The 20499-nt window shown below is 67.7% G+C and carries 17 protein-coding genes and 1 tRNA gene; 7 read left to right on the forward strand and 11 right to left on the reverse strand.

The genetic code is table 11. From position 1 onward, the window contains the following. The 5 genes from AC5P9I_RS15655 to dtd all read right to left on the reverse strand — a co-directional run. A partial coding sequence (locus tag AC5P9I_RS15655) for a helix-turn-helix transcriptional regulator (RefSeq protein ID WP_495217372.1) occupies positions 1-188 on the reverse strand: 188 nt, incomplete at its 3' end. Positions 189-810: 622 nt separating this feature from the next. Then, complete coding sequence (locus AC5P9I_RS15660; protein ID WP_065183240.1) at positions 811-2001, reverse strand: tyrosine-type recombinase/integrase; 1191 nt, start codon at positions 1999-2001, stop codon at positions 811-813. Between the two features lie 181 nt (positions 2002-2182). Further along, a tRNA-Ile gene (locus AC5P9I_RS15665) sits at positions 2183-2258 on the reverse strand. A 935-nt stretch (positions 2259-3193) separates the two neighbouring features. Then, the gene (gene rpoD / locus AC5P9I_RS15670; protein WP_049470997.1) at positions 3194-5047 is read right to left on the reverse strand and encodes an RNA polymerase sigma factor RpoD; all 1854 of its coding nucleotides are present in this window, start codon (positions 5045-5047) and stop codon (positions 3194-3196) included. Positions 5048-5138: 91 nt separating this feature from the next. Beyond that, complete coding sequence (gene dtd, locus AC5P9I_RS15675; RefSeq protein WP_049470994.1) at positions 5139-5579, reverse strand: D-aminoacyl-tRNA deacylase; 441 nt, start codon at positions 5577-5579, stop codon at positions 5139-5141. A gap of 61 nt (positions 5580-5640) precedes the next feature. Between dtd and AC5P9I_RS15680 the strand changes: the two genes are divergently transcribed. From AC5P9I_RS15680 to AC5P9I_RS15695, 4 genes are all read left to right on the forward strand, one after another. After that, positions 5641-6561: a lauroyl acyltransferase gene (locus tag AC5P9I_RS15680; RefSeq protein WP_049470992.1), complete on the forward strand. Its 921-nt coding sequence runs from the start codon at positions 5641-5643 to the stop codon at positions 6559-6561. A gap of 73 nt (positions 6562-6634) precedes the next feature. Beyond that, complete coding sequence (ribA, locus tag AC5P9I_RS15685) at positions 6635-7771, forward strand: GTP cyclohydrolase II RibA (RefSeq protein WP_049470990.1); 1137 nt, start codon at positions 6635-6637, stop codon at positions 7769-7771. A gap of 75 nt (positions 7772-7846) precedes the next feature. Continuing rightward, positions 7847-8347, forward strand: coding sequence for a PH domain-containing protein (locus AC5P9I_RS15690; protein WP_049470988.1), 501 nt, complete (start codon positions 7847-7849; stop codon positions 8345-8347). Continuing rightward, positions 8344-9882, forward strand: a complete 1539-nt coding sequence (locus AC5P9I_RS15695) for a PH domain-containing protein (RefSeq protein WP_049470986.1) — start codon at positions 8344-8346, stop codon at positions 9880-9882. The genes AC5P9I_RS15690 and AC5P9I_RS15695 overlap by 4 nt, the downstream gene beginning before the upstream one ends. A gap of 124 nt (positions 9883-10006) precedes the next feature. Here the strand turns inward: AC5P9I_RS15695 and AC5P9I_RS15700 are convergent, their stop codons facing one another. Beyond that, positions 10007-11065 carry a CDP-glycerol glycerophosphotransferase family protein gene (locus AC5P9I_RS15700; protein WP_049470984.1) on the reverse strand — a complete coding sequence of 353 codons (1059 nt, stop codon included), beginning with the start codon at positions 11063-11065 and terminating at the stop codon, positions 10007-10009. On the opposite strand from AC5P9I_RS15700, the gene AC5P9I_RS15705 reads away from it, so the two are divergent. Then, complete coding sequence (locus tag AC5P9I_RS15705; protein WP_049470982.1) at positions 11064-11870, forward strand: glycosyltransferase family 2 protein; 807 nt, start codon at positions 11064-11066, stop codon at positions 11868-11870. The genes AC5P9I_RS15700 and AC5P9I_RS15705 overlap by 2 nt on opposite strands. Positions 11871-11900: 30 nt before the next feature. Here the strand turns inward: AC5P9I_RS15705 and AC5P9I_RS15710 are convergent, their stop codons facing one another. The 5 genes from AC5P9I_RS15710 to def all read right to left on the reverse strand — a co-directional run bounded on the left by AC5P9I_RS15710 (position 11901) and on the right by def (position 17933). Further along, complete coding sequence (locus AC5P9I_RS15710) at positions 11901-13157, reverse strand: O-antigen ligase family protein (protein WP_049470980.1); 1257 nt, start codon at positions 13155-13157, stop codon at positions 11901-11903. Between the two features lie 152 nt (positions 13158-13309). Further along, positions 13310-15019 (reverse strand): ArnT family glycosyltransferase, encoded by a 1710-nt coding sequence (locus tag AC5P9I_RS15715; RefSeq protein WP_057493870.1) that lies wholly within the window; start codon positions 15017-15019, stop codon positions 13310-13312. A 22-nt stretch (positions 15020-15041) separates the two neighbouring features. Next, positions 15042-16373 (reverse strand): 16S rRNA (cytosine(967)-C(5))-methyltransferase RsmB, encoded by a 1332-nt coding sequence (rsmB, locus tag AC5P9I_RS15720; RefSeq protein WP_049470979.1) that lies wholly within the window; start codon positions 16371-16373, stop codon positions 15042-15044. Positions 16374-16376: 3 nt separating this feature from the next. Then, positions 16377-17300 carry a methionyl-tRNA formyltransferase gene (fmt, locus tag AC5P9I_RS15725; RefSeq protein ID WP_049470977.1) on the reverse strand — a complete coding sequence of 308 codons (924 nt, stop codon included), beginning with the start codon at positions 17298-17300 and terminating at the stop codon, positions 16377-16379. 120 nt (positions 17301-17420) lie between these two features. Further along, positions 17421-17933 (reverse strand): peptide deformylase, encoded by a 513-nt coding sequence (gene def, locus AC5P9I_RS15730; protein WP_049470976.1) that lies wholly within the window; start codon positions 17931-17933, stop codon positions 17421-17423. Between the two features lie 126 nt (positions 17934-18059). On the opposite strand from def, the gene AC5P9I_RS15735 reads away from it, so the two are divergent. After that, positions 18060-19190, forward strand: a complete 1131-nt coding sequence (locus AC5P9I_RS15735; RefSeq protein WP_049470975.1) for a LysM peptidoglycan-binding domain-containing protein — start codon at positions 18060-18062, stop codon at positions 19188-19190. 153 nt (positions 19191-19343) lie between these two features. Beyond that, positions 19344-20471, forward strand: coding sequence for a DNA-processing protein DprA (dprA, locus tag AC5P9I_RS15740; RefSeq protein ID WP_235644598.1), 1128 nt, complete (start codon positions 19344-19346; stop codon positions 20469-20471). Positions 20472-20499 lie beyond the last annotated feature (28 nt).

Here is a 20499-nt window from a genome sequence, read left to right on the forward strand (position 1 = left end):
GGGGAAAGGGGGATCGATGCGGGGAACCGGCCGCGCTTCATCAGCCAGTACAGGTGCGAGCGGGAAATGCCGGTGCGACTGAGCACTTCGGGCTTGCGCAGGAAGCGTTCACCGCGTGCGGCGTCAGGCCGGGAATGATCGGCAGGCTGACCAGGTGCGGTCGCCTGAGGGGCTGGGGAACCAAGCATGTGAAAGGTCGCGGGGCTGACGTTTCGTCAACCGCCGCCCTGTGTTGTGGGCTTGGTTAGAAGGCTAGAGACAGCTGCCGCTCAACTCACGCAGCTCGATGTGTAGGAAAGATTTTTACAGTATTTTGTAAAATTACACATGACGAATCCCCCTTGACGGCGAAACCTTGCGCCGTTCCAGCCAACTGGCGGGAGATGACAAGCGAGCGCAGCAGTCAGGCCGCTCGACTGGTTGCGCAGGACAAACGGACGCGCCTGGCAATCTGCTGATCCAGGCCAGTAGCGCAAAATGTGCGACGAGCGAACTATCGTCTACTGGCGGGTTGGGTCTGGTCATCGGCCGTCATGGCGACCGCTCGGCGACCTTCAAAGCAACCCGCTGGCCGGAAAGAGGCTGCGGCAGAGCCATTCAATCGGCGCGCGCCATCGACCCGCATGTGTCTAACACGGATCGATAGGGCGCCGATGTAACCAGCGTAACCAGCTGTAACCAGTGAATGCGGCGCTCCGACGATGGACGCAACCGAATGATTTACAAGACATTTCGCAGCGGTGTAACCAGTGTTACCGCTGTAACCAGAAAAAACAGTAAGTCAGAAATGAAAGATGGAAGAACAGGAGGTCAGCGGGAGGTCCTCAGCCCGTCCAGATAGTCCGCCCAGGCCTGCATCATTTTCGCCCGTTCGACCAGGTGAGCCGTACGGTTGTATGCCCGTCCGTTTGGATCACGCACGGCGTGTGCTAGCTGGTGCTCGATGTAGTCCGGACGGAAACCCAGCACCTCATCCAGCACAGTTCGCGCCATAGCGCGGAAGCCGTGCCCGGTCATCGTGTCAGAGTCGTAGCCAAGGCGACGTAGCGCTGCGTTGATCGTGTTCTCGCTCATCGGGCGCCCCTTGCCGCGCATACTGGGGAACACGAACTCTTTCCGTCCTGTCAGCGGGTGCACCGACCTAAGTATCGCTACAGACTGCGAAGCCAGAGGAACAACGTGCGATTGGCCAGTCTTGCTTGCCGTAAAGCGCCATTCGCAACTTTCAAGGTCGATATCCGCCCATCGCGCACGACGAAGCTCACCGGGACGCACGAAGACCAGGGGCGCCAGGCGCAATGCAGCCATGACAATCGGCGAACCTTGGTAGCCGTCCATTGAGCGCAACAGGTCAGCAATCAGTTTGGGCTCTGTCATGCTAGCGAAGTGGCGCGCCTCGGGTGGAGCAAGTGCGCCTTTCAGATCTTCTGCCACATTCCTGTCTGCGCGGCCTGTCGCTATCGCGTATCGGATTACTTGGCTGACCAGCATCCGCGCCCGATGTGCTGTTTCGACAGCCCCCCGCCCTTCGATCTTGCGCAGCGTCTCCAACAGTTCACGTGCTGTGATCGCTGCAATGGGTCGTTGGCCGATGTAGGGCGTCAGATCCTTTTCGATCAAGCGTGTCTCTCGCTTCACCGACCCGGCAGACAGCTTCTTGGCTCTCATCGCCAGATGTTCACGCGCCAGCGCCTCAAACGTGTTGGTGGCCAGTTCCAGGCTGGCCACCTTCTGCGCCTTGCGCTGCTCACCGGGATCAACACCTTCCGCCAACAGCTTTCGCACAGCAGCATGGCGCTCGCGCACAGATGCCAGGCTGACCTCTGGATAGGTGCCAAGCGACAGCGTGTTGCGCTTGCCGGTCACAGGACGCCGATAGTCCCAGCGCCACCATCTGGCGCCATCAGGTTTCAGCAGGAGGTACAGGCCTCCACCGTCTCGCAGCTTCTGCACGACAGCGGTTGGCTTGGTCTTGCGAATGGCGGTATCGGTCAATGACATGTTGGCGGTAGCTAAGTTGGCGGTAACAGGTATGTAGCGGGTGGAGGTTACCGCCAAAGATACCGCCAGAGAAGTCTGGATTCTGCTGGATCGCATAGGACGCAATCAGACGCAAAAAAGGCCGAAACACCTGATTTTTCAGGATATTTCAGCCTTCATAGGACGACATAGGATCATCAGTTGGTGGGCCCACCAGGATTCGAACCTGGAACCAAGGGATTATGAGTCCCCTGCTCTAACCGTTGAGCTATAGGCCCCGCGCAGCGTCACAGTGTAGTGGAGCCTGCGCTCGATCGGCTACCCGGCAGCAGCAAGAACCTCGGCAACGCGCCCCAACCGCCTCTCCGCCACTTCCGCAAACCACGCCTGCCGCCGCAGGTGTGCCTGAAACAATGCACCGTCCTTCTGGCCTCTTCAAGCGCCTTCTGGTTGTCGCCCCTGAATCCGGCAAGCAATCCAGCACTCGGCTGCGTCAGCAACGCCAGTGTTGCTCGGCGGGCGAATCCCAGGGGGTCATCGCGCTCATCACGCATTACATCGTCCCAGTCCAACAACGGCGAGAAGTTGCAGTCACGTGCATCCGATCCATCCCTGGCGCATGCATCGACAACCATCTTCAGTTCCATACGCACTCTCCTACGATTTGTCGAACCTGTTGCGCCTCCTGTTGAGAGAGGCGACCGGGTGCTTCAACACGGTCGTAGGGCCGCCCGCAGCTTTCCCCCATGCAGGGTCTTGTATGGCTGCGCGCCACCCGGCCAGAAACGCTTGGACTCACCGGGATGACGAGTGATGCGGTTTGACCTTGGATTGCCTGCTGTTGCGGCAGACAGTCCGCCTACGAAGGTGTGTTGAGCACCTGAAGGGGACTGTGTGGAAGCGAAGGTAGTGGCTTCAATTGGCGAATGCGACATGGTCCATACCAATCACACACAGCAGGAAGCTCACAGCATTGAGCCACTTGGGATTTACGCTGGATGGTCTCCTCCTTTGCAGCGCAGTCCTCAACAATTCTCAGGCCAGTTGCGTCACAAGGTGCGGCAAGCAACCGTCACTCGTTGAGAAGATCTTCCGGATACGTCATCGCGAACAGCAGCCGAGCATGGCTCGGCTCTACAGAAAGCGCAGGCATCCGGAAAAGAAAAACCCCGCACCAGGCGGGGTTTCTCAACGCTTCAACAACCGCTGGAAATCAATCGATATCCAGGAAGCTGCGCAGCTGCTCCGAGCGGCTCGGGTGACGCAGCTTGCGCAGCGCCTTCGCTTCGATCTGGCGGATGCGCTCGCGGGTCACGTCGAACTGCTTGCCGACCTCTTCCAGCGTGTGGTCGGTATTCATGTCGATGCCGAAGCGCATGCGCAGCACCTTGGCTTCCCTCGGGGTGAGGCCGGCCAGCACGTCGCGCACGGTTTCAGACAGGTTGATGTTGGTGGTGTTCTCGATCGGGGACTCCACGTTGGTGTCCTCGATGAAGTCGCCCAGATGGGAATCCTCGTCGTCGCCGATCGGGGTTTCCATCGAGATCGGCTCCTTGGCGATCTTCATCACCTTGCGGATCTTGTCTTCCGGCATGTCCATTTCCTTGGCCAGCTCCTCCGGCGTAGCCTCGCGGCCGTACTGCTGGAGCATCTGGCGGGAAATGCGGTTCAACTTGTTGATCGTCTCGATCATGTGCACCGGAATACGGATGGTGCGCGCCTGGTCGGCGATCGAGCGGGTGATCGCCTGGCGGATCCACCAGGTGGCGTAGGTCGAGAACTTGTAACCGCGGCGGTATTCGAACTTGTCCACCGCCTTCATCAGGCCGATGTTACCTTCCTGGATCAGGTCGAGGAACTGCAGGCCACGGTTGGTGTACTTCTTGGCGATCGAGATCACCAGGCGCAGGTTGGCCTCGACCATTTCCTTCTTGGCCTTGCGCGCCTTGGCTTCACCATAGGCCATGGCACGGCTGATTTCCTTCAGCTCTTCCAGGTCCAGCTGGGTCAGCTTCTCGATGTCGATCGTCGCCTGCTGTTCGGCAATGATCTGGTCCTTCACGTCGCGCAGGGCCGACGACCACTTCTGCTTGCGCTTCAGTGCATCTTCCACCCACTCCAGGTTGGTCTGGTTGCCTTCCCAGGAACGGATGAAGTCCTTGCGCGGCATGCGGGCGGTGACGGTGGCCAGGTTCAGCACGCGGCGCTCATGGGCCTTGATCGAGGCCATGGTGTCGCGCAGCTGCTTGGTCAGCACGTCGGTCAGCGGCAGCGGCAGCTTCAGGGTGACGAACACCGCCGACATCTCTTCGCGCAGGCGCGGCAGGTTCTTCTTGTCGCCCTTGGTCGCCGCCTTCTTGAAGGCATTGAAGGCGTCGCTCAGCGCCTGCATGCGTGCAGCGACTTCCTCCGGATCCGGACCGGTCGGTGCGGCTTCTTCCTCGCCACCCTCGACATCATCGTCCTCGTCTTCGTCGGCTTCGGCATCGGCATCGCTGCTGTCATCGGCAGCGGCCACCGGCGGCGCCGGCTCTTCGTCGACCAGATCGTTGAAGCCGACGATCACTTCGGCCAGACGCTTCTTGCCTTCCTTGTGGGCTTCGTAGTCGTTCAGCAGCGACTCGACCGAAACCGGGAACTGGCCGAGGGCGGCCTGGACCTGCGAAAGGCCTTCCTCGATACGCTTGGCGATGGCGATTTCGCCTTCGCGGGTCAGCAGCTCGACGGTGCCCATTTCGCGCATGTACATGCGCACCGGGTCGGTGGTACGGCCACCTTCGGTGTCGAGCGCGCTCAGCGCAGCGGCGGCTTCTTCGGCCGCGGTGTCATCGACTTCGCGGTTGCCGGTGTTGCCGTCGTTGAGAAGCAGGGTCTCCACATCCGGCGCAACTTCATGGACATCGATGCCCATGCCGTTGATCATGCCGATGATGTCCTCGATCTGTTCCGGGTCGACCATGTCGTCCGGCAGATGGTCATTGACTTCGGCGTAGGTCAGGTAGCCCTGTTCCAGGCCCTTGCTGATCAGTTGCTTGATTTCGGATTGGGCAGGACGTTCGTTGGCCATGTAGTGCTCGCGCCACCGGCTGGGTAGGAAATAGGGAACGTAGCATTATACCAGCCCGGGGCCCCGCCTGCCGGGCGGTGGTCCCGCAGGCTCAGGGCCGGAGAAGGAAGGTCACAGGACCGTCATTGACCAGGCTGACGACCATATGGGCACCAAACCGGCCCGTTTCCACCCCTGGCGCGTGATTTTCACGACAGATCCCGACAAATCGATTGAACCCGCGTTCAGCCTCGTCCGGCGGCGCGGCGGTGGTGAAGCTGGGCCGCATGCCCGATCGGGTGTCGGCGGCCAGGGTGAACTGGCTGACCAGCAGCAGGCCGCCGCCGGTATCACGCAGCGAGCGGTTCATCTTCCCGGCCTCGTCGGCGAACACCCGGTAGCCCAGCAGGCGCTCGGCCATGCGCTGCAGCTGGGCCTCGCCGTCGCCCGGCTCCATGCCGACCAGGGCCAGCAGGCCGGGCCCGATCTGCCCCACCACCTCCTGGTCGACATGGACAGCGGCCTGGCTGACGCGCTGGATCAGGATGAGCATGGTGGTTTCCGGATGAACAGGGCCGGCCACGATAGCAGCGCCCTTGGCTAAACTGGCGCCGATGAATCCGCACCGCAAAGCCCGGCTGGTCTACCGCGCCACCACCCTGTTCGCCCGCCTGCCCTGGCCGCTGCTGCGGGCGTTCGCGCACGCCCTGGCATGGACATGGGTCCGTCTCAATGCCCGGGAGAGCCGCGTTACCCGGCGCAACCTCGAACTGGCCTACCCGGAGCTGGACGGTCCCGCGCGCGACCGCCTGCACCGCGAGCTGCTGCGCTCGACCGCCCTGCAGGCGATCGAGACCCTGCGTCTGTGGAGCCGGAAGCCGGCCGACAACCTGCGCCTGCACCTGCAGCAGCGCCACGGCGAATCCCTGTACGACGCGGCCTTGGCCAGCGGCAAGGGCGTGATCGTGGCCGCCCCGCACTTCGGCAACTGGGAGCTGCTGAACCAGTGGCTGGCCTCGCGCGGGCAGATCGCCATCGTCTACAAGCCGCCGGAGGACGAAGCCAGCGACGCCTTCCTGCAGCTGGTGCGCGGCGGCCAGAACGTGCAGCAGGTGCGCGCCGAGGGCCCGGCCGTGCGCCAGTTGTTCAAGGTGCTCAAGGAGGGCGGCGCCACCGGCATCCTGCCTGACCAGCAGCCCAAGGCCGGCGATGGCGTATTCGTGCCGTTCTTCGGCGTGCAGGCGCTGACCATGACCCTGGTCAACCGCCTGGCCGAGCGCACCGGCGCCACCGTGCTGTATGGCTGGTGCGAGCGCATCGGGCCGGACATGGAATTCGCCCTGCACATCGAGCCGACCGACCCGGCCGTGGCCGACCCGGACCCGCAGGTGGCCGCCACCGCGCTCAATGCCGGCATCGAGCGCATCGCCCGTCGCGACCCGGCGCAGTACCAGTGGACCTACAAGCGCTACACGCTGCGGCCCCCGGGCAGCGGCGAGGAAGACCCGTACGCGACCGAAGAACATCCGCATTGACGGCTGTCCGGTCGCCTGCGACCGGCGGCCGCACCACGTTGAATACGACGCCGCTGCCCCCATAGAGACTGCGATGTCCGCCTCCCCCGGTCCTGCCATGACTGCTGCCTCTTCCCTGTTCGGCGACCCCGCCGCGATCCGCTGCGAACGCGCGGTGGCCGAACTGCGTGCCGGTCGCCCGGTGCTGCTCCACGACGGCCAGGGCCAGCGCCTGGCCGTGATCGCGCTGGACAGCGCCACGGCCAGCAGCTTCGCCGCGTTCGCCAGTGCTGCACGCCAACGCCATTACCTGTTCCTGACCGCCACCCGCGCCCGCGTGCTCGGCGTGGAGGCTCCGCAGGGCGCACGCCTGCCCCTGGCCGGCGTCGCCTTCGATGCCCTGCCCTCGCTGGGCTACCTGCGCGAACCCGGCCCGATGCCCGAAGACTGGAGTGCCGGCGACGCCTTCGATGCCGGCGCGGTGGAGCTGGCCCGCCTGGGCCTGCTGCTGCCGGCGATGGTGGCGGTGCGCCTGGATGCGGAGGACACGACCTTTGCGGGTGCGGCCGAAGTGGCGTTGTGCGACCTGGCCGAGGGCGCGGCACACGCCGCCCACGATTACGAACTGGTCGCCCGTTCGCCGGTGCCGCTGCGCGACGTCGGCATGACCACCTTCGCGGTGTTCCGCGGGGGCGTGGCCCAGCGCGACCAAGTCGCAATCATCGTCGGCGAACCGGACCTGTCGGCAGTGGTGCCGGTACGCGTGCACTCCTCGTGCCTGACCGGCGACCTGTTCGGTTCACTCAAGTGCGACTGCGGCGACCAGCTGCGGCGTGGCCTGCGCAAGCTGAAGGAACTGGGCGGCGGCGTGCTGCTGTACCTGGACCAGGAAGGCCGCGGCACCGGCATCGCGGCCAAGATGCGCGCCTACGGCTACCAGCACGACGGCCTGGACACCATCGATGCCGATGCGCAGCTGGGCTTCGGCGCCGACGAGCGCCGCTACGGCAGTGCGGTGGCGATGCTGCACGGCCTGGGCATTTCGCGCGTGGCCCTGCTCAGCAACAATCCGACCAAGGCACAGCGCCTGCGCAACGCCGGCATCGAGGTGCTGGACTGCATTCCGGTCACCGGCGAGATCACTGCCGAGAACGAGCACTACCTGCGTACCAAGGCCGATCGTGCAGGCCATCTGCTGGATGTTGACGCGCTGATCCAGGCTGCCCAGTAGCGCGGCCGACCTGCTACCGTCTGCGCGGTGCGGCCAGCGCCGCCACCGCCCGCCCTGCCGCCTGACGGAGCCTGCGTGACCGACGTCGCCCCTACCGCCCCACCCACCGATGCCTGGCAGTCGCTGCCGCAACGCGCCGCGCGCCTGGCCGCACTGGAAGGCGCATTCGGCGGCGCGTTCGTGCCGGGCCTGCCACTGGCCGCAGCTGGCTGGTTCTTCGATCTGCCCGGCGGCCTGTGGACCGCTGCGATCGGTCTGCTGGCGGGCATCGCCTTCGGCGCATGGCTCGGCCGCCGGCGACTGACCCGCACCCGCTGGCGGCTGGATGCCCAGGGCCTGGGCCTGCGCCGCGACCTGATGTGGCAGCTGGAAACCCGCATTCCCATTTCGCGCGTACAGCACCTGGACCTGCGCAGGGGCCCGTTGGAACGCCGCGCCGGCCTGGCCACGCTGATCGTGCACACCGCCGGTACCCGCATGAGCGCGGTGACTGTCAGCGGCCTGGATGAAGTCGATGCCGAACGCCTGCGCGACACGCTTTCGCACCAGCTGGACCAGGACGCCGACGCCCTGTGAGCCTGCCACCGCCCCTGCCCGCATCGCTGCCTGACGGTGGCGAAGACCATCGCCTGCACCCGTGGTCGTGGCTGTTCGTGCTGCTGATGCAACTGCGCCACTACTTCCTGCCGCTGGTGGCACTGCTGGTGTTCGGCCAGCGCGGCGACCGCGATCCGATGTGGGCACAGCTGATCCCGTTGTCGGCGATTGCCGCGCTGGTGCTGGTCTCGGTACTGCAGTACCTCAGCTACCGCTACCGCATCGGCAGCGACGCGATCACTGTGCGCAGCGGGCTGCTGGCGCGAAACCGCCGCGAGATTCCGTTCGCCCGCATCCACAACGTGGAAGTGCGGCAGAACCCGCTGCACCGCTTGTTCGGCGTGGCCGAGCTGCGCCTGGAGTCGGCTGGCGGCGTGCGTCCGGAAGCCGAAATGCGCGTGCTGAAGCTGGACCAGGCGCTGGCGCTGGAACGTCTCGTGCGCCAGCGTGGGCAGGCACCGCAGGCCGCCGACGCTGTCGCCACGCCTGCGGACACCGCGGCCGGCACCGAACACGTCCTGCTGCGCCTGTCGGGCTGGGACGTGGTGCGCATGGGCCTGCTTTCCAACCGCGGCTGGGCGCTGGCGGTCGCCGCCTTCGGCGTGCTGTTCCAGACCGTGCCGCGCCCGGTGATGGACGCGGCCATCCAGCGTGGCGGCCGCGAGGCATTCGGTTATGCCAGCCACCTGCACCCCGGCGTGGCCGGCGCTTTCCTGCTGCTGGCAGCGGGCCTGCTGCTGGGCTGGCTGGGGCTGCGCCTGCTGTCGGTGGTGCTGACCCTGCTGCGCTATCACGGCTTCACCCTCAGCGAGCAGGATCGCCGGCTGACCGTCTCGGCCGGCCTGCTCAGCCGCACCCGCAGCAGTGTTGCGCGACGCCGCATCCAGGCCTGGACGCTGCGCGAAACCACCCTGCATCGCTGGTTCGGACTGCGCCAGCTGCGCATCGACAGCGCCGCCGGCGGTCCCTCGCGCGACGAGGATCGCGCCCTGCGCGAGCTGGCGCCGTTGGCCCACCGCGAGCACTGCACGCAGCTGGTGCGGCACCTGCTGCCCCGGCTGCAGTGGCCGCCGGCGCAGTGGCAGTCCATCCCGCAGCGTGGATGGTGGCGGCTGTGCCTGGGCGCGCTGGTGCTGGTCCCCCTGCTGGCTGTCGCCGGCTATTGGCGCTGGGGAACGTGGGGCCTGCTGGTGCTGGCCTGGCTGCCGGTGGCGCTGCTGGTCGCGCACCGGCAGATGGCGCGCATGGGCTGGTACCTGGATGACCACTACGTAGCCGTGCGCGGCGGCTGGTGGAAGCGCTGGTGGCGCTGGGCCGAGCTGGACAAGGTGCAGGGCCTGCGCCTGCGGCGCTCACCGCTGGACAAGCTGCTGGGTACCAGCAGCCTGCAACTGGATACCGCCGGCGCGCATGGCGATGTGGCGCTCACCCTGCACTACCTGCCGCGGGCGCAGGCGCACCAGGTGATGGAGCAGCTGGCCGCAGCGCTGGCGCGGCGCACGCTGCGCTGGTAAGCAATACAGGCAGTGCCGGCCGCTGGCCGGCAACCGCAGACATTGCCGAGGTTGCCGGCCAGCGGCCGGCCCTACCGCGAGCGGAGTCGTGCATCCACGCATGGCGTGGATCCGCATCAACCCATCAGCGCTGCGACGGCCCCCAATAGCCCAGGTCCTTGCGGATCTGCAGGTCGCGCACCCAGCTGCCGAACGGCTTGCGTCGCAACGCGCCCATTTCACCGGACAGGAAATCCTCGGTGGCCGCGATCACCCGTTCGCTGGACAGGCCGTCACGGTAGGGGTGGATGGCGTCGGCATAACGCACGATCTCCGCCTGCAGCGCCGCGTCCGGATGCAGCGCGCGCTGCAGCATCGCCGGCAGCTGCAGCGGGTCGTCGAAGTCGATCATGTGCGGCTTGGGCACGCGGTTGCGGAAGGTCACCACCGGCTTGTGCTGGACGGTGAACTCCGAAACGATCGACGAGGTATCCGACACCAGCACATCGGCAGCGCGCTGTGCGGCCATCACCTGCTCCGGCTCGATGAAGCGCGCATGGGCACCGGCCAGCGCGCGGTAGCGTTCGAACAGGTCCGGTGGGCACTTCGGGTGCAGTGTCAGCAGCCAGTAGCGCTCACCGGCCGCGATGTCGGCCGCGATCTGCGCATGCAGGTGCGGGGCGGCACTCAGGCGCTCGGTGAACGTCGAACCGAACAGGATCACCGGGCGCCCGCCCGCTGCTGCGCGCAGCGCGGCGCTCTCGCCACCGTCATCGCGGAACAGCGGATCCAGCTTCGGCCAGCCGGTCTCGGCCACGGCGAAGTGGCCCTGCTGGGCCGCGATCTCACGGAACGGCGCGGTGGTGGCCGGGCCCTGCGTGCAGTACAGGTCGAACATCCCGCGCACCCGGAAATGGCCGCGCGCACTGTCGCGCTTCTCCACGTTGAAGCCATGGAACAGCTGCACCTTGGCCCCGGACAGGAAGGTCGGCACCCAGTTGGCGGCGCTGAACACCGCGCGCGGCCGCATCGCCAGCGCCTGTTTCAGGCCGATGCTGGGCACCCCTGGCAGCTGGCTGCCGGCCGCGCCGTCCTCGAACCAGGCCGCCACCTCCTGCCCAGAGGCGTGCAAGGCCTGCGCCAACGGGGCGAGAATAGGCAGCGCATAGCGCTCCGTCGCAAACAACAGGTACCCGGCCATCATGTCCTCCACGACCGCTCCCATCGAACGGCCTCGCGTCTCGGCCTGCATTATCGCGTTCAACGAGGCGGGCCGCATCGGCGACTGCCTGGCCTCGCTGGCCTTCTGCGATGAGATCGTCGTCGTCGACTCGTACTCCACCGATGCCACCGTGGCCATCGCCGAGGCCGCGGGCGCCCGGGTGCTGCAGCGCCCGTTCGACGGCTTCCGCAGCCAGAAGGACTACTGCGTCGGGCAGGCCCGCCACGACTGGGTGCTGTGCCTGGACGCCGATGAGCGGATCAGCCCGGAACTGCGCGCGGCCATCGAACAGGCCCGTGAAGCGGGCTTCGCCGGTCATGCCGGCTACCGCTTCGCGCGCCTGTCGGAGTACTTCGGCAGGTTCCTGCGCCATGGCAACGCCTACCCGGACCGGGTGATGCGCCTGTTCGACCGCCGCCGCGGCGGCTGGCGCGGCAAGCGCGAGATCCACGAGGCGGCCAGCGTCGATGGCAGCGTCGGCACCCTGCGCGGCGACCTGATCCACTATCCCTACCGCTCCTTGCAGCAGCAGCTGGCCAAGACCGAGAAGTACGCACGGATGATGGCCGAGCACGAATTCGCGCGCGGCAAACGGGCCACGCTGGGCAAGCTGGTGCTGGCGCCGGCCTGGCGGTTCTGGCGCGGCTTCCTGTTCCGTGGCGGCTTCCGCGACGGCTGGCACGGCCTGGTCTACGCCTATGTGCGCGCCAACTACGTGCGCCAGAAGACCATCATGCTGTGGATGCTGGGCAACGGCCAGGCCGTGGCTGACCCGCCGAACCCCTGATCGCCCGGCCCTGTGCGGGGCGCCGCTGGATCACGTCCCGCTGATTGCCCGGTGGCGCGCGCCCTCGACGATCGACAGGCCGGTCAGCAGGCCGACCAGGGTCACGTAGAAACTGGCGGTCATCTGGTGCGCGAACATCGACTGGGTCAGGCCGCACAGTGCGTAGGTGATCACCAGCATGATGCCGGCGGCGGCCGGGCCCCGGAAGGTTGATCGTCCGCTGCGGCGATGCAGGCGCACGAACAGCCAGAGCGGGATGCCATACACCGCCAGCAACAGCAGCAGGCCAGGTGCGCCCTGGGTCGCTGCCCATTCAGCGACATCGTTGTGTGCATGCCCCAGGTGGCAACGCAACTCTTCCGGGTTCTCGCGGCAGACCGGCACGCGCAGCATCGCGCTGTCGAAATGACCGATGCCCACCCCCACCAGCGGATGGTCGAGGAAGGTCTGCCAGGCCACCTGCAGGCGCTCCACGCGGGCCCCGGCGGACGAGTCGCTGTCGCCCAGCTCCATCCGCTGCACGTCACTGTGCAGCTCGCTCAGGCGGACCTGGTGGCGCAGTTCCGGTACCGACAGCAGCAGGGTCGCACCGATCGCCAGCATGCCGGCCAGCACCGACAGGCGCGCCGCGCCAGTGCGCCAGCGCAGGCTCAGCGCAAGCACCACCAGCAGTGCCAGCAGGGCGGCAAACACGCCGCGGCTGCCAGTCAGCACGATGGTGCCGCAGCCAGCGGCCATGCCAAGGATCACCAGCGACCAGCGCCGCGACGGGCGGCAGAACACCAGCAGCACCATCAGCACCATCACGATGTCGGCCAGTACGATGGCGTTGGTGAACAGGTCCGCGCGCGGGGCGCCGCCCAGCACCTGCCACAGCGACATCACGAAGGTGGCGAGCAGGCCGGTCAACGCGCCGTACCAGAGCCAGCGCAGGTTGGGACGCAGCGCGCACACCCACAGCGCGATCCACGGGATCACCACGAACCGCGATCGGTTGTCGACGTCACGCAGGCCCTGCTCGAACAGCAGCACCGACAGCAGGCCGAGCGCCAGCACCGCCAGCATCAGCCAGGCCAGCACTTTCACCGGTTGGCCCGCCATGCCGCGCGCGCGCCACAGCAGCTCCGGCGCCAGCAGGGTGCTGAGCAGCAGCAGCAGGCCGTACGGCAACAGGTTGATCGGCACGGTCAGCACCAGGGCCGGCAGGCAGAACAGGCCCAGCTGGGCCAGGCCGTGGGCCACCCCGTGACGCCCGCCGGCGGGAACGCCCAGCGGATCGCCGGCCATGAGGTTCAGGTTGTCCGGTGAAGCTGGCACGTCGGGAAGTATCGCTGCAATCGGCTGGAAGAACGGGAACGGCCGATGCAGGCCATCCCGGCCTGCTGTTTTACTGCCTTTGGCCACGCTTGGGCAGACTGGACAAGCAGGAAGGGGGCGGGCTAGTCATGTTCCTGCAGACGCCGTTCACGTTCCCGCTCCTCCGCGGTGACCACGCAGGGCACCTTCACCGCCGCTGCCGGCACCAGCCACCAGCGCCGGCGGTTGGCCACGCCAGCCAGTTCGGAGCGGTTGCGGTCGATGCACGACAGCATCGCGTATTCATGGACCAGCAGCCAACGGCGATCGGGCGCCAGCCGCTGCCAGCGCGTGGCCGCCAGGAGCTGCTCGTCCCAATCGGTCTCGAAACCGAAGGTCGCCGCAGGGCGATCGGCCAGCAGCAGATGCTGTTCCTTCCAGGCCACCAGTCCCAGCTCGGCATCGGGGGCCAGGCGCGCGCCGACCGTGCGCATCAGGCCGCGGGCGGAACTGGAATCGTTCAGCAACGGGTAGCCGACCAGGCTGTACAGCACCCAGACCATCGCCAGGGTCGATACCAGCGCATGCTGCCGGCGGCGGCCACAGGCCAGCAGGCTCAGGCCGCCCCACAAGCCCATCGCCAGGATCGTCCAGGCCAGTGCATTGACCGCCCCGGGCGCCAGCCCGCGGCTATGGGTCAGGCGCAGCTCGAAGGCCGGGTCGCCCACCACCGCCATCGCGCCGGCCACGGCCAGGCCCAGTGACAGCAGGCCGGTGAACAGCCCCACCACGGCCTGCACATCGCGCCGCTTCAGCAGCCCCGGCAGCAACGGCGCCAGCGCCAGGCAGAACATCGGCAGCGCCGGCAGGATGTAGACATCGCGCTTGCCATCGGGGATCGAGAAGAACAGCACCACCATCAGCCACCAGGCCAGCGGCAGCAGATAGCGCGCGTCGCGGCGGCGCAGCCGGCGGCGCCAGGCCGGAATCGCCCAGGGCAGCGCCAGGAAGGCCGGGATCCACATCAGCGGCATCGTCGCCAGGAAGTACCAGCCGGGCTGGTGGTGGTCCCACGAATGCGTATAGCGCCGCGCCGTCTGCTGGAACAGGATGTCGTCCATGTACGCGCGGTATTCGTCCGAGCCGGTGGCAAAGCCGGCCAGCAGCATCGGCGCCAGCCACAGCGATACCGCCAGCAGGAACGCCAGCGGCGCCAGCCAGAAGCGCACGTCGCGCGCATGCAGGCTTACCCGGGGCCACTGCAGCGCCGCGGCGATCGCCGCTGGCACGATCATCAGCAGCGCCAGCATGCCCACGCCCTTGGTGATCACGCCGATGCCGGCGAAGAACCAGCCCAGCCACCACCAGCGCCACGCCGGCCCCAGCAGCAGGTGGCGCAGCAGGCCATAGTTGGCCAGGGTGATGAACAGCAGCAGCAGGGGATCGATCTGTGCCTTCTTCGCCTGGAAGGTGAACTGCAGCGCGAACAGCAGCGCCCAGCCGGCATACAGCCCCACCCGCCGCGTCCACAGGCGCCGGCCCAGATCGACCACGCACCACAGCGTGCCCAGTGCCGCCAGCAGCGACGGCAGCAGGAACGCCACGCGCCACTGCCCGACCAGCCCATACAGCGTGGCCTGCCACCACATCAGCATCGGCGGCTTGTCCGAGTACAGCTCGGTGCCGCGGTGCGGGAACAGCCAGTGGCCGCTGTCGATCATCTGCTTGGCCACCAGCGCGAAGCGCGGTTCGTCCGATGGCCACGGATCACGAAGGCCCAGCCCGGCCCCCAGCACCAGCAGGGCCATCACCACCAACAACCACGTCTCGCGCGATGCGCGGGATCTCAGCATGGGACTCGCAACGTCAGCAGGGTCAGGCTGTTTTTAGCAGACGCGCGTAAAAGAATCCGTCAGCATCGCTGTCACCGGGCAGTCGCTGGCGCGCAATGCCTTCGCAGTCCAGGCCGAATCTGTCATCCAGCGGCTCTGCCACCGCGTCCGGATGCCATTTCAGGAAGGCCCTTACCTGATCGATGTTCTCGGCACGCAGGATCGAGCAGGTGGCGTACAGCAGCACGCCGCCCGGGCGCAGCATCGACCAGCAGGCCTCCAGCAGGCGGGCCTGCACGCCGACCAGCGCATCGATGTCCTCGGCGCGGCGATGGAACATCACGTCCGGCTGGCGACGGATCACGCCGGTGGCCGAACACGGAGCATCCAGCAGGATCGCGTCGAACGGCGTGCCATCCCACCAGGCACCGGGGTCGCTTGCATCGGCCACCCGGGTCTGCGCGCCTTCGCCCACGCCAGTGCGGGTGTAGGTGTCGCGCGCACGCGCGAGGCGGCGCGCATCGATATCCAGCGCCAGCAGGCGCAGGCCCGGGTCACGTTCCAGCAGGTGCGCCGACTTGCCACCGGGCGCCGCGCAGGCATCCAGCACGCGGGCGCCGGCCGCCGGCGCCAGTGCGTCGGCGGCACATTGCGCCGACAGGTCCTGCACCGACAACGCACCGTCGGCGAATCCCGGCAGCTGGTTCACCGCGATGGGCGCCGCCAGGCGCAGCGCGTCGGCGCTGAGCGGGCTGGCTTCGGCGGCAATACCGGCCTCGGCCAGCGTGGCCAGCGCCTTGTCACGCCCCCCCTGCTGGCGGTTGGCACGCAGCCACAGCGGCGCCGGCTGCAGGCTGGCAGCAAAGATCGCCCCGGCCTGCGCCGGCCAGTCACGCTCGATGGCATCGGCCAACCACGCCGGGAAGGCGTCACGCGCAGGCTGCTCCGGGAAACCCTCGCGCTGCGCGCGGCGCAGGATCGCGTTGACCAGCCCGGCCTGGCGCTCACGGCCCAGCGCGCGGGCGGCGTCGACCGTGGCCGACAGGGCCGCATGCGCCGGCAGTTCCAGCACGTCCAGCTGCGCGAAGCCCACCATCAGCAGCGTGCGCAGGTCGGCGTCGCGCGCCGACAGCGGCTTCTGCATCCACGACTGCAGGGCCGCGTCATAGGTACTGCGGCGGCGCAGGACCGCAAAGCACAGTGCTTCCAGCAGGGCGCGATCGCGGCTGTCGGCCAGCTTGGGCAGGGCCCAGGCCAATTCCGCCTTCAGCGAGCGGCCACGGGTGAACACCTGCGCCAGTACGCGTGCGGCCAGCATGCGGGTGGCCGCGCCCGGCGCCGCCTTGGCGACGGAGAAATCATTCTGCTTCGACACCGCTTATGCCCCCACGTGCAGGTCGCGGCGTGCATTGAGGTAGTCGGCGGCGGTGATCGCCTTGCCGCCTTCGCGCTGCAGCGTTCGCAGGCGCAGCACGCCCTGGCCGCAGGCAATGTCGATGCCGTCGCGGCTGGCCGCCAGCACGGTACCCGGCGCCTGGCCATGGGCCACGTCCAGCGCCACCGCGCCATGGATGCGCACGCGCTCGCCAGCCAGCGTGGCCTCGGCGATCGGCCACGGGTTGAAGGCGCGCACGGTGCGCGCCAGCGCGTCGGCGTCCTGCGCCCAGTCCAGCCGGGCCTCGGCCTTGTCCAGCTTGTGCGCGTAGGTCACGCCCTGCTCCGGCTGCGGCCGCGCGATCGGCTTGATGCCGGCACGCAGCAGGCCCAGGCCATCAGACAGCACCTGTGCACCCAGTTCGGCCAGCTTGTCATGCAGCTGGCCACCGGTATCGGTCGCCGCGATCGGCAACGGCTGGTGCAGCAGCACCGGGCCGGTGTCGAGCCCTGCCTCCATCTGCATCAGGCATACGCCGGTCGTGGGGTCACCGGCCTGGATCGCGCGCTGGATCGGCGCGGCACCACGCCAGCGCGGCAGCAACGACGCATGCACGTTCCAGCAGCCGTGGGTCGGGATCGCCAGCACGGCCCTGGGCAGGATCAGGCCGTAGGCGACCACCACCATCAGGTCCGGCTGCAGGTCACGCAGCTGCTGCTGGGCAGCCGGGTCCTTCAGCGATTCGGGCTGGTAGACCGGAATGCCGCGGGCCACCGCCTCGAGCTTGACCGGCGACGGCGCCAGGCCACGGCCACGGCCGGCCGGGCGGTCAGGCTGGGTATAGACGGCCACGACCTCGTGGTGGCGCGCCGCAGCGCGCAGCGACGACACCGCGAATTCCGGCGTACCGGCAAAGACAATCCTCATGGCTACCCCACTTGCAGGATGGATTCGTGCAGGAAAGAAAACGGCGCCGTCGGCCGGCGCCGTAGAGCCCGCGCGCGTCGCGCAGGCACGGGCCACCCGAAGGGCGGCCCGGATCGGCGATCACGCCACGTGCTTGCGCTGCTTGGCCAGCTTCTTGCGCACCATCTCGCGCTTGAGCGGCGACAGATAGTCGATGAACAGCTTGCCGTCCAGATGGTCCATCTCGTGCTGGATGCAGGTCGCCAGGACTTCACCCGCCTCCAGCTGCTGTTCCTGGCCGTTGCGGTCCAGGTACTTCACGGTGATGGTGTCGGCACGGGTCACGTCGGCGAAGATGCCCGGCACCGACAGGCAGCCTTCCTGGTACACCCGGCCTCCTTCCTTGGCGACGATTTCCGGGTTGATGAACACATGCGGTTCATTCTTTTCTTCGCTGACGTCGATGACCATGAAGCGCTTGTGCACGTCCACCTGGGTGGCGGCCAGGCCGATGCCGGGCGCGTCGTACATGGTCTGGAACATGTTGTCGATCAGTTCCTGGAAGGCCGGCGTGGTGACTTCGGCGGCTTCGATCAACGCAGCCTTGGTACGCAGGCGCGGATCGGGGAACTCGAGAATGGGGAGAAGGGCCATGGCTGTTTCCGGGTAGGGGGCCGGCACGCCGGCATACGTCGCAGATTCTAGCTCCAACGCTTGCCTTGCGCCCCGGTTTCTGGACTATAGTGCGTGGACCTGTTGGGGAATCAGGGCTTCACACCTATGTTGCTTCGTTTTCGTACGGTCGTCGCCGCGGCGATGCTGACCGTGGCTGCCTATGCTACCGCCGTGGAAGTGAATGGCGGGCACCCGGACACCTATGTGGTCCGAAAAGGGGATACGTTGTGGGATATCGCCGCGCGTTTCCTGCAGAAGCCTTGGCTGTGGCCGGAGATCTGGCAGGCCAATCCGCAGATCGCCAACCCGCACCTGATCTATCCCGGTGACGTGCTGAGCCTGGCCTACCTGGACCGGGTGACCGTGTCCCAGGCCGGTCCGCGCCAGGAGGCCCCGATCGACGCCATTCCGCTGGCCCAGGTCGAGCCGTTCCTGAAGCAGCTGAGCGTCGTCGACAGCGTCAAGCAGCTGCCCTACGTGGTCGGCCTGGAGGACAGCCGCCTGCGCGCTGCGGGCGGTGACACCGTCTACGTGCGCCTGGCCGATGCCCAGGTGGGCCAGCGCTGGGCCGTGGTACGCCCGACCGTGCGCTACGCCCAGCCCAAGCCGACCGAGGACCTGACCGCCAATGGCGACGTCACCCCGGGCAGCGGCAACCTGTGGAAGGCCTACAACGCGCCCAACGCGCGCCGTGGCGTGCTCGGCTACGAGCTGGCCCAGGTCGCCACCGGCACCATCACCCGGATCGCCGGCGGCCAGGTCGAGGCCTCCACGCTGGTGCTGGACAAGAACGTCGGCGGCCGCGAAGTGCGCGCCGGCGACCGCCTGGTGCCGATCGAGGCGCGGCCGTACGACCTGCAGTTCGTGCCCCACGTGCCCGCTGCCGGCGTCGAGGGCGTGGACGTGCGCGTGCTGGCCGTCACCGACATGTTCAACGCCGGTGGCCCGCGCGACGTGATCGCGATCTCGGCCGGCCGGGCCCAGGGCGTGGACAACGGCACCGTGTTCTCGCTGTGGCGCCCGGGCCGCCATGTAGCGCACCGCATGAAGTACCCGACCTCCTCGCGCATGGACGATTCGCTCAGCACCGGCGCCGGCCGGGTCTCGCTGCCGGACGAATATGCCGCGCATGCGATGGTGTTCCGTACCTTCGACAACGTCAGCTATGCGCTGGTGATGCAGGGCGTGAAGCCGGTGCAGGTGGGTTACAACGCGCTGCACCCGGACGCAAAGTAGAGTCGGCTGCTTTTCGTCCAGATGCGCGAAAACGCCCGCGCTGCGCGCGATGCTCGACTGACAGTCGACCCTGCAGGGCGCTCCGGCAAACCCTGACGGTCACATGCGAAGGCGCCCTAGGGCGCCTTCGTTGTATCCGGCCGATAGTAGGGGATGACCACGCATGCATATGAGGCGCTGCTGCGCCTGTTGATGGCGGGAGGCGCACTGGCGCCACGACGGGCCCTGCTGCAGGCCGCGGGCGATGCGCAGGCCGCCATCGCGCAGGGCAGCGCGAACTGGCGCGCGCACGGCTGCACGCCGGAGCAATGCGCCGCACTGGAACGTCCTGACCGCCGGGCCTGGACAGCCACCCTGCGCTGGCTGGAACAGGACAACCATGACCTGCTGCCCTGCACCGATCCGGCCTTTCCGCCATCGCTGCTGGAGGTGCCCAACCCGCCGCTGGCGCTGTTCGTCGCCGGTGATCCCTGCCTGGCCTGGCGCCCCTCGGTGGCGCTGGTCGGCAGCCGTTCCCCCACCCCGGGCGGGCGCGCACTGGCCGCGCGTTTTGCGGGCTGTTTCGTCGAGGCCGGCCTGGCCGTGACCAGTGGCCTGGCCGCAGGCATCGATGCGGCCGCGCACCAGGCCACGCTGGACGCCGGTGGCTGCACCGTGGCGGTGATCGGCACCGGCCCTGACCGCGCCTATCCGGACAGCCACGCCCGGCTGCAGGCGCGCATCGCCGCCGAGGGCGCGGTGCTCAGCGAATACCTGCCCGGCACGGCCGCCCGCCCCGGCCACTTCCCTGCACGCAACCGGCTGGTGGCCGGGCTGGCGCTGGCGACCGTGGTGGTCGAGGCCGCCCAGCGCTCGGGCGCGCTGATCACCGCGCGGCTGGCCGCCGAGGCAGGCCGCGAGGTCTGCGCACTGCCCGGATCGGTGCTGAACCCGCGCGCGGCGGGCTGCCACCGCCTGATCCGTGAAGGCGCCGCGCTGGTCGAGCGCCCCGAGGACGTCCTGGAACTGCTGGCGCCCGCCCTCCGCCAGCAGCTGCCGGGCTTGCAATCGCGCCTGTCCACCCCCACTGAACAGGCACCGCCGGCGCTCCTGCCGGCGCGCTGGGCCGACGACCCTGACTACCAGTGCTTGTGGCGGGCGCTGGACCACAACCCAAGCGGTATGGATTCACTGATCACGCGTTGTGGATTGACGGCGTCACAGGTGTCCTCCATGCTGCTGGCCATGGAACTGGCGGGAATCGTGGCGTGCGTACACGGCCGCTACTGTCGAACTCCCTAGTTTCTTCACCTCCACAGCGTCGCGCGAC

It is taken from the genome of Stenotrophomonas sp. YJH_SMC_29, assembly GCF_059371235.1.

Coding starts and splice junctions, on each gene's coding strand:
- AC5P9I_RS15660 (WP_065183240.1), bottom strand. CDS start 2,001: ATGTCATTGACCGATACCGCCATTCGCAAGACCAAGCCAACCGCTGTC.
- rpoD (WP_049470997.1), bottom strand. CDS start 5,047: ATGGCCAACGAACGTCCTGCCCAATCCGAAATCAAGCAACTGATCAGC.
- dtd (WP_049470994.1), bottom strand. CDS start 5,579: ATGCTCATCCTGATCCAGCGCGTCAGCCAGGCCGCTGTCCATGTCGAC.
- AC5P9I_RS15680 (WP_049470992.1), top strand. CDS start 5,641: ATGAATCCGCACCGCAAAGCCCGGCTGGTCTACCGCGCCACCACCCTG.
- ribA (WP_049470990.1), top strand. CDS start 6,635: ATGTCCGCCTCCCCCGGTCCTGCCATGACTGCTGCCTCTTCCCTGTTC.
- AC5P9I_RS15705 (WP_049470982.1), top strand. CDS start 11,064: ATGTCCTCCACGACCGCTCCCATCGAACGGCCTCGCGTCTCGGCCTGC.
- AC5P9I_RS15700 (WP_049470984.1), bottom strand. CDS start 11,065: ATGATGGCCGGGTACCTGTTGTTTGCGACGGAGCGCTATGCGCTGCCT.
- AC5P9I_RS15710 (WP_049470980.1), bottom strand. CDS start 13,157: ATGGCCGGCGATCCGCTGGGCGTTCCCGCCGGCGGGCGTCACGGGGTG.
- AC5P9I_RS15715 (WP_057493870.1), bottom strand. CDS start 15,019: ATGCTGAGATCCCGCGCATCGCGCGAGACGTGGTTGTTGGTGGTGATG.
- fmt (WP_049470977.1), bottom strand. CDS start 17,300: ATGAGGATTGTCTTTGCCGGTACGCCGGAATTCGCGGTGTCGTCGCTG.
- def (WP_049470976.1), bottom strand. CDS start 17,933: ATGGCCCTTCTCCCCATTCTCGAGTTCCCCGATCCGCGCCTGCGTACC.
- AC5P9I_RS15735 (WP_049470975.1), top strand. CDS start 18,060: ATGTTGCTTCGTTTTCGTACGGTCGTCGCCGCGGCGATGCTGACCGTG.
- dprA (WP_235644598.1), top strand. CDS start 19,344: ATGACCACGCATGCATATGAGGCGCTGCTGCGCCTGTTGATGGCGGGA.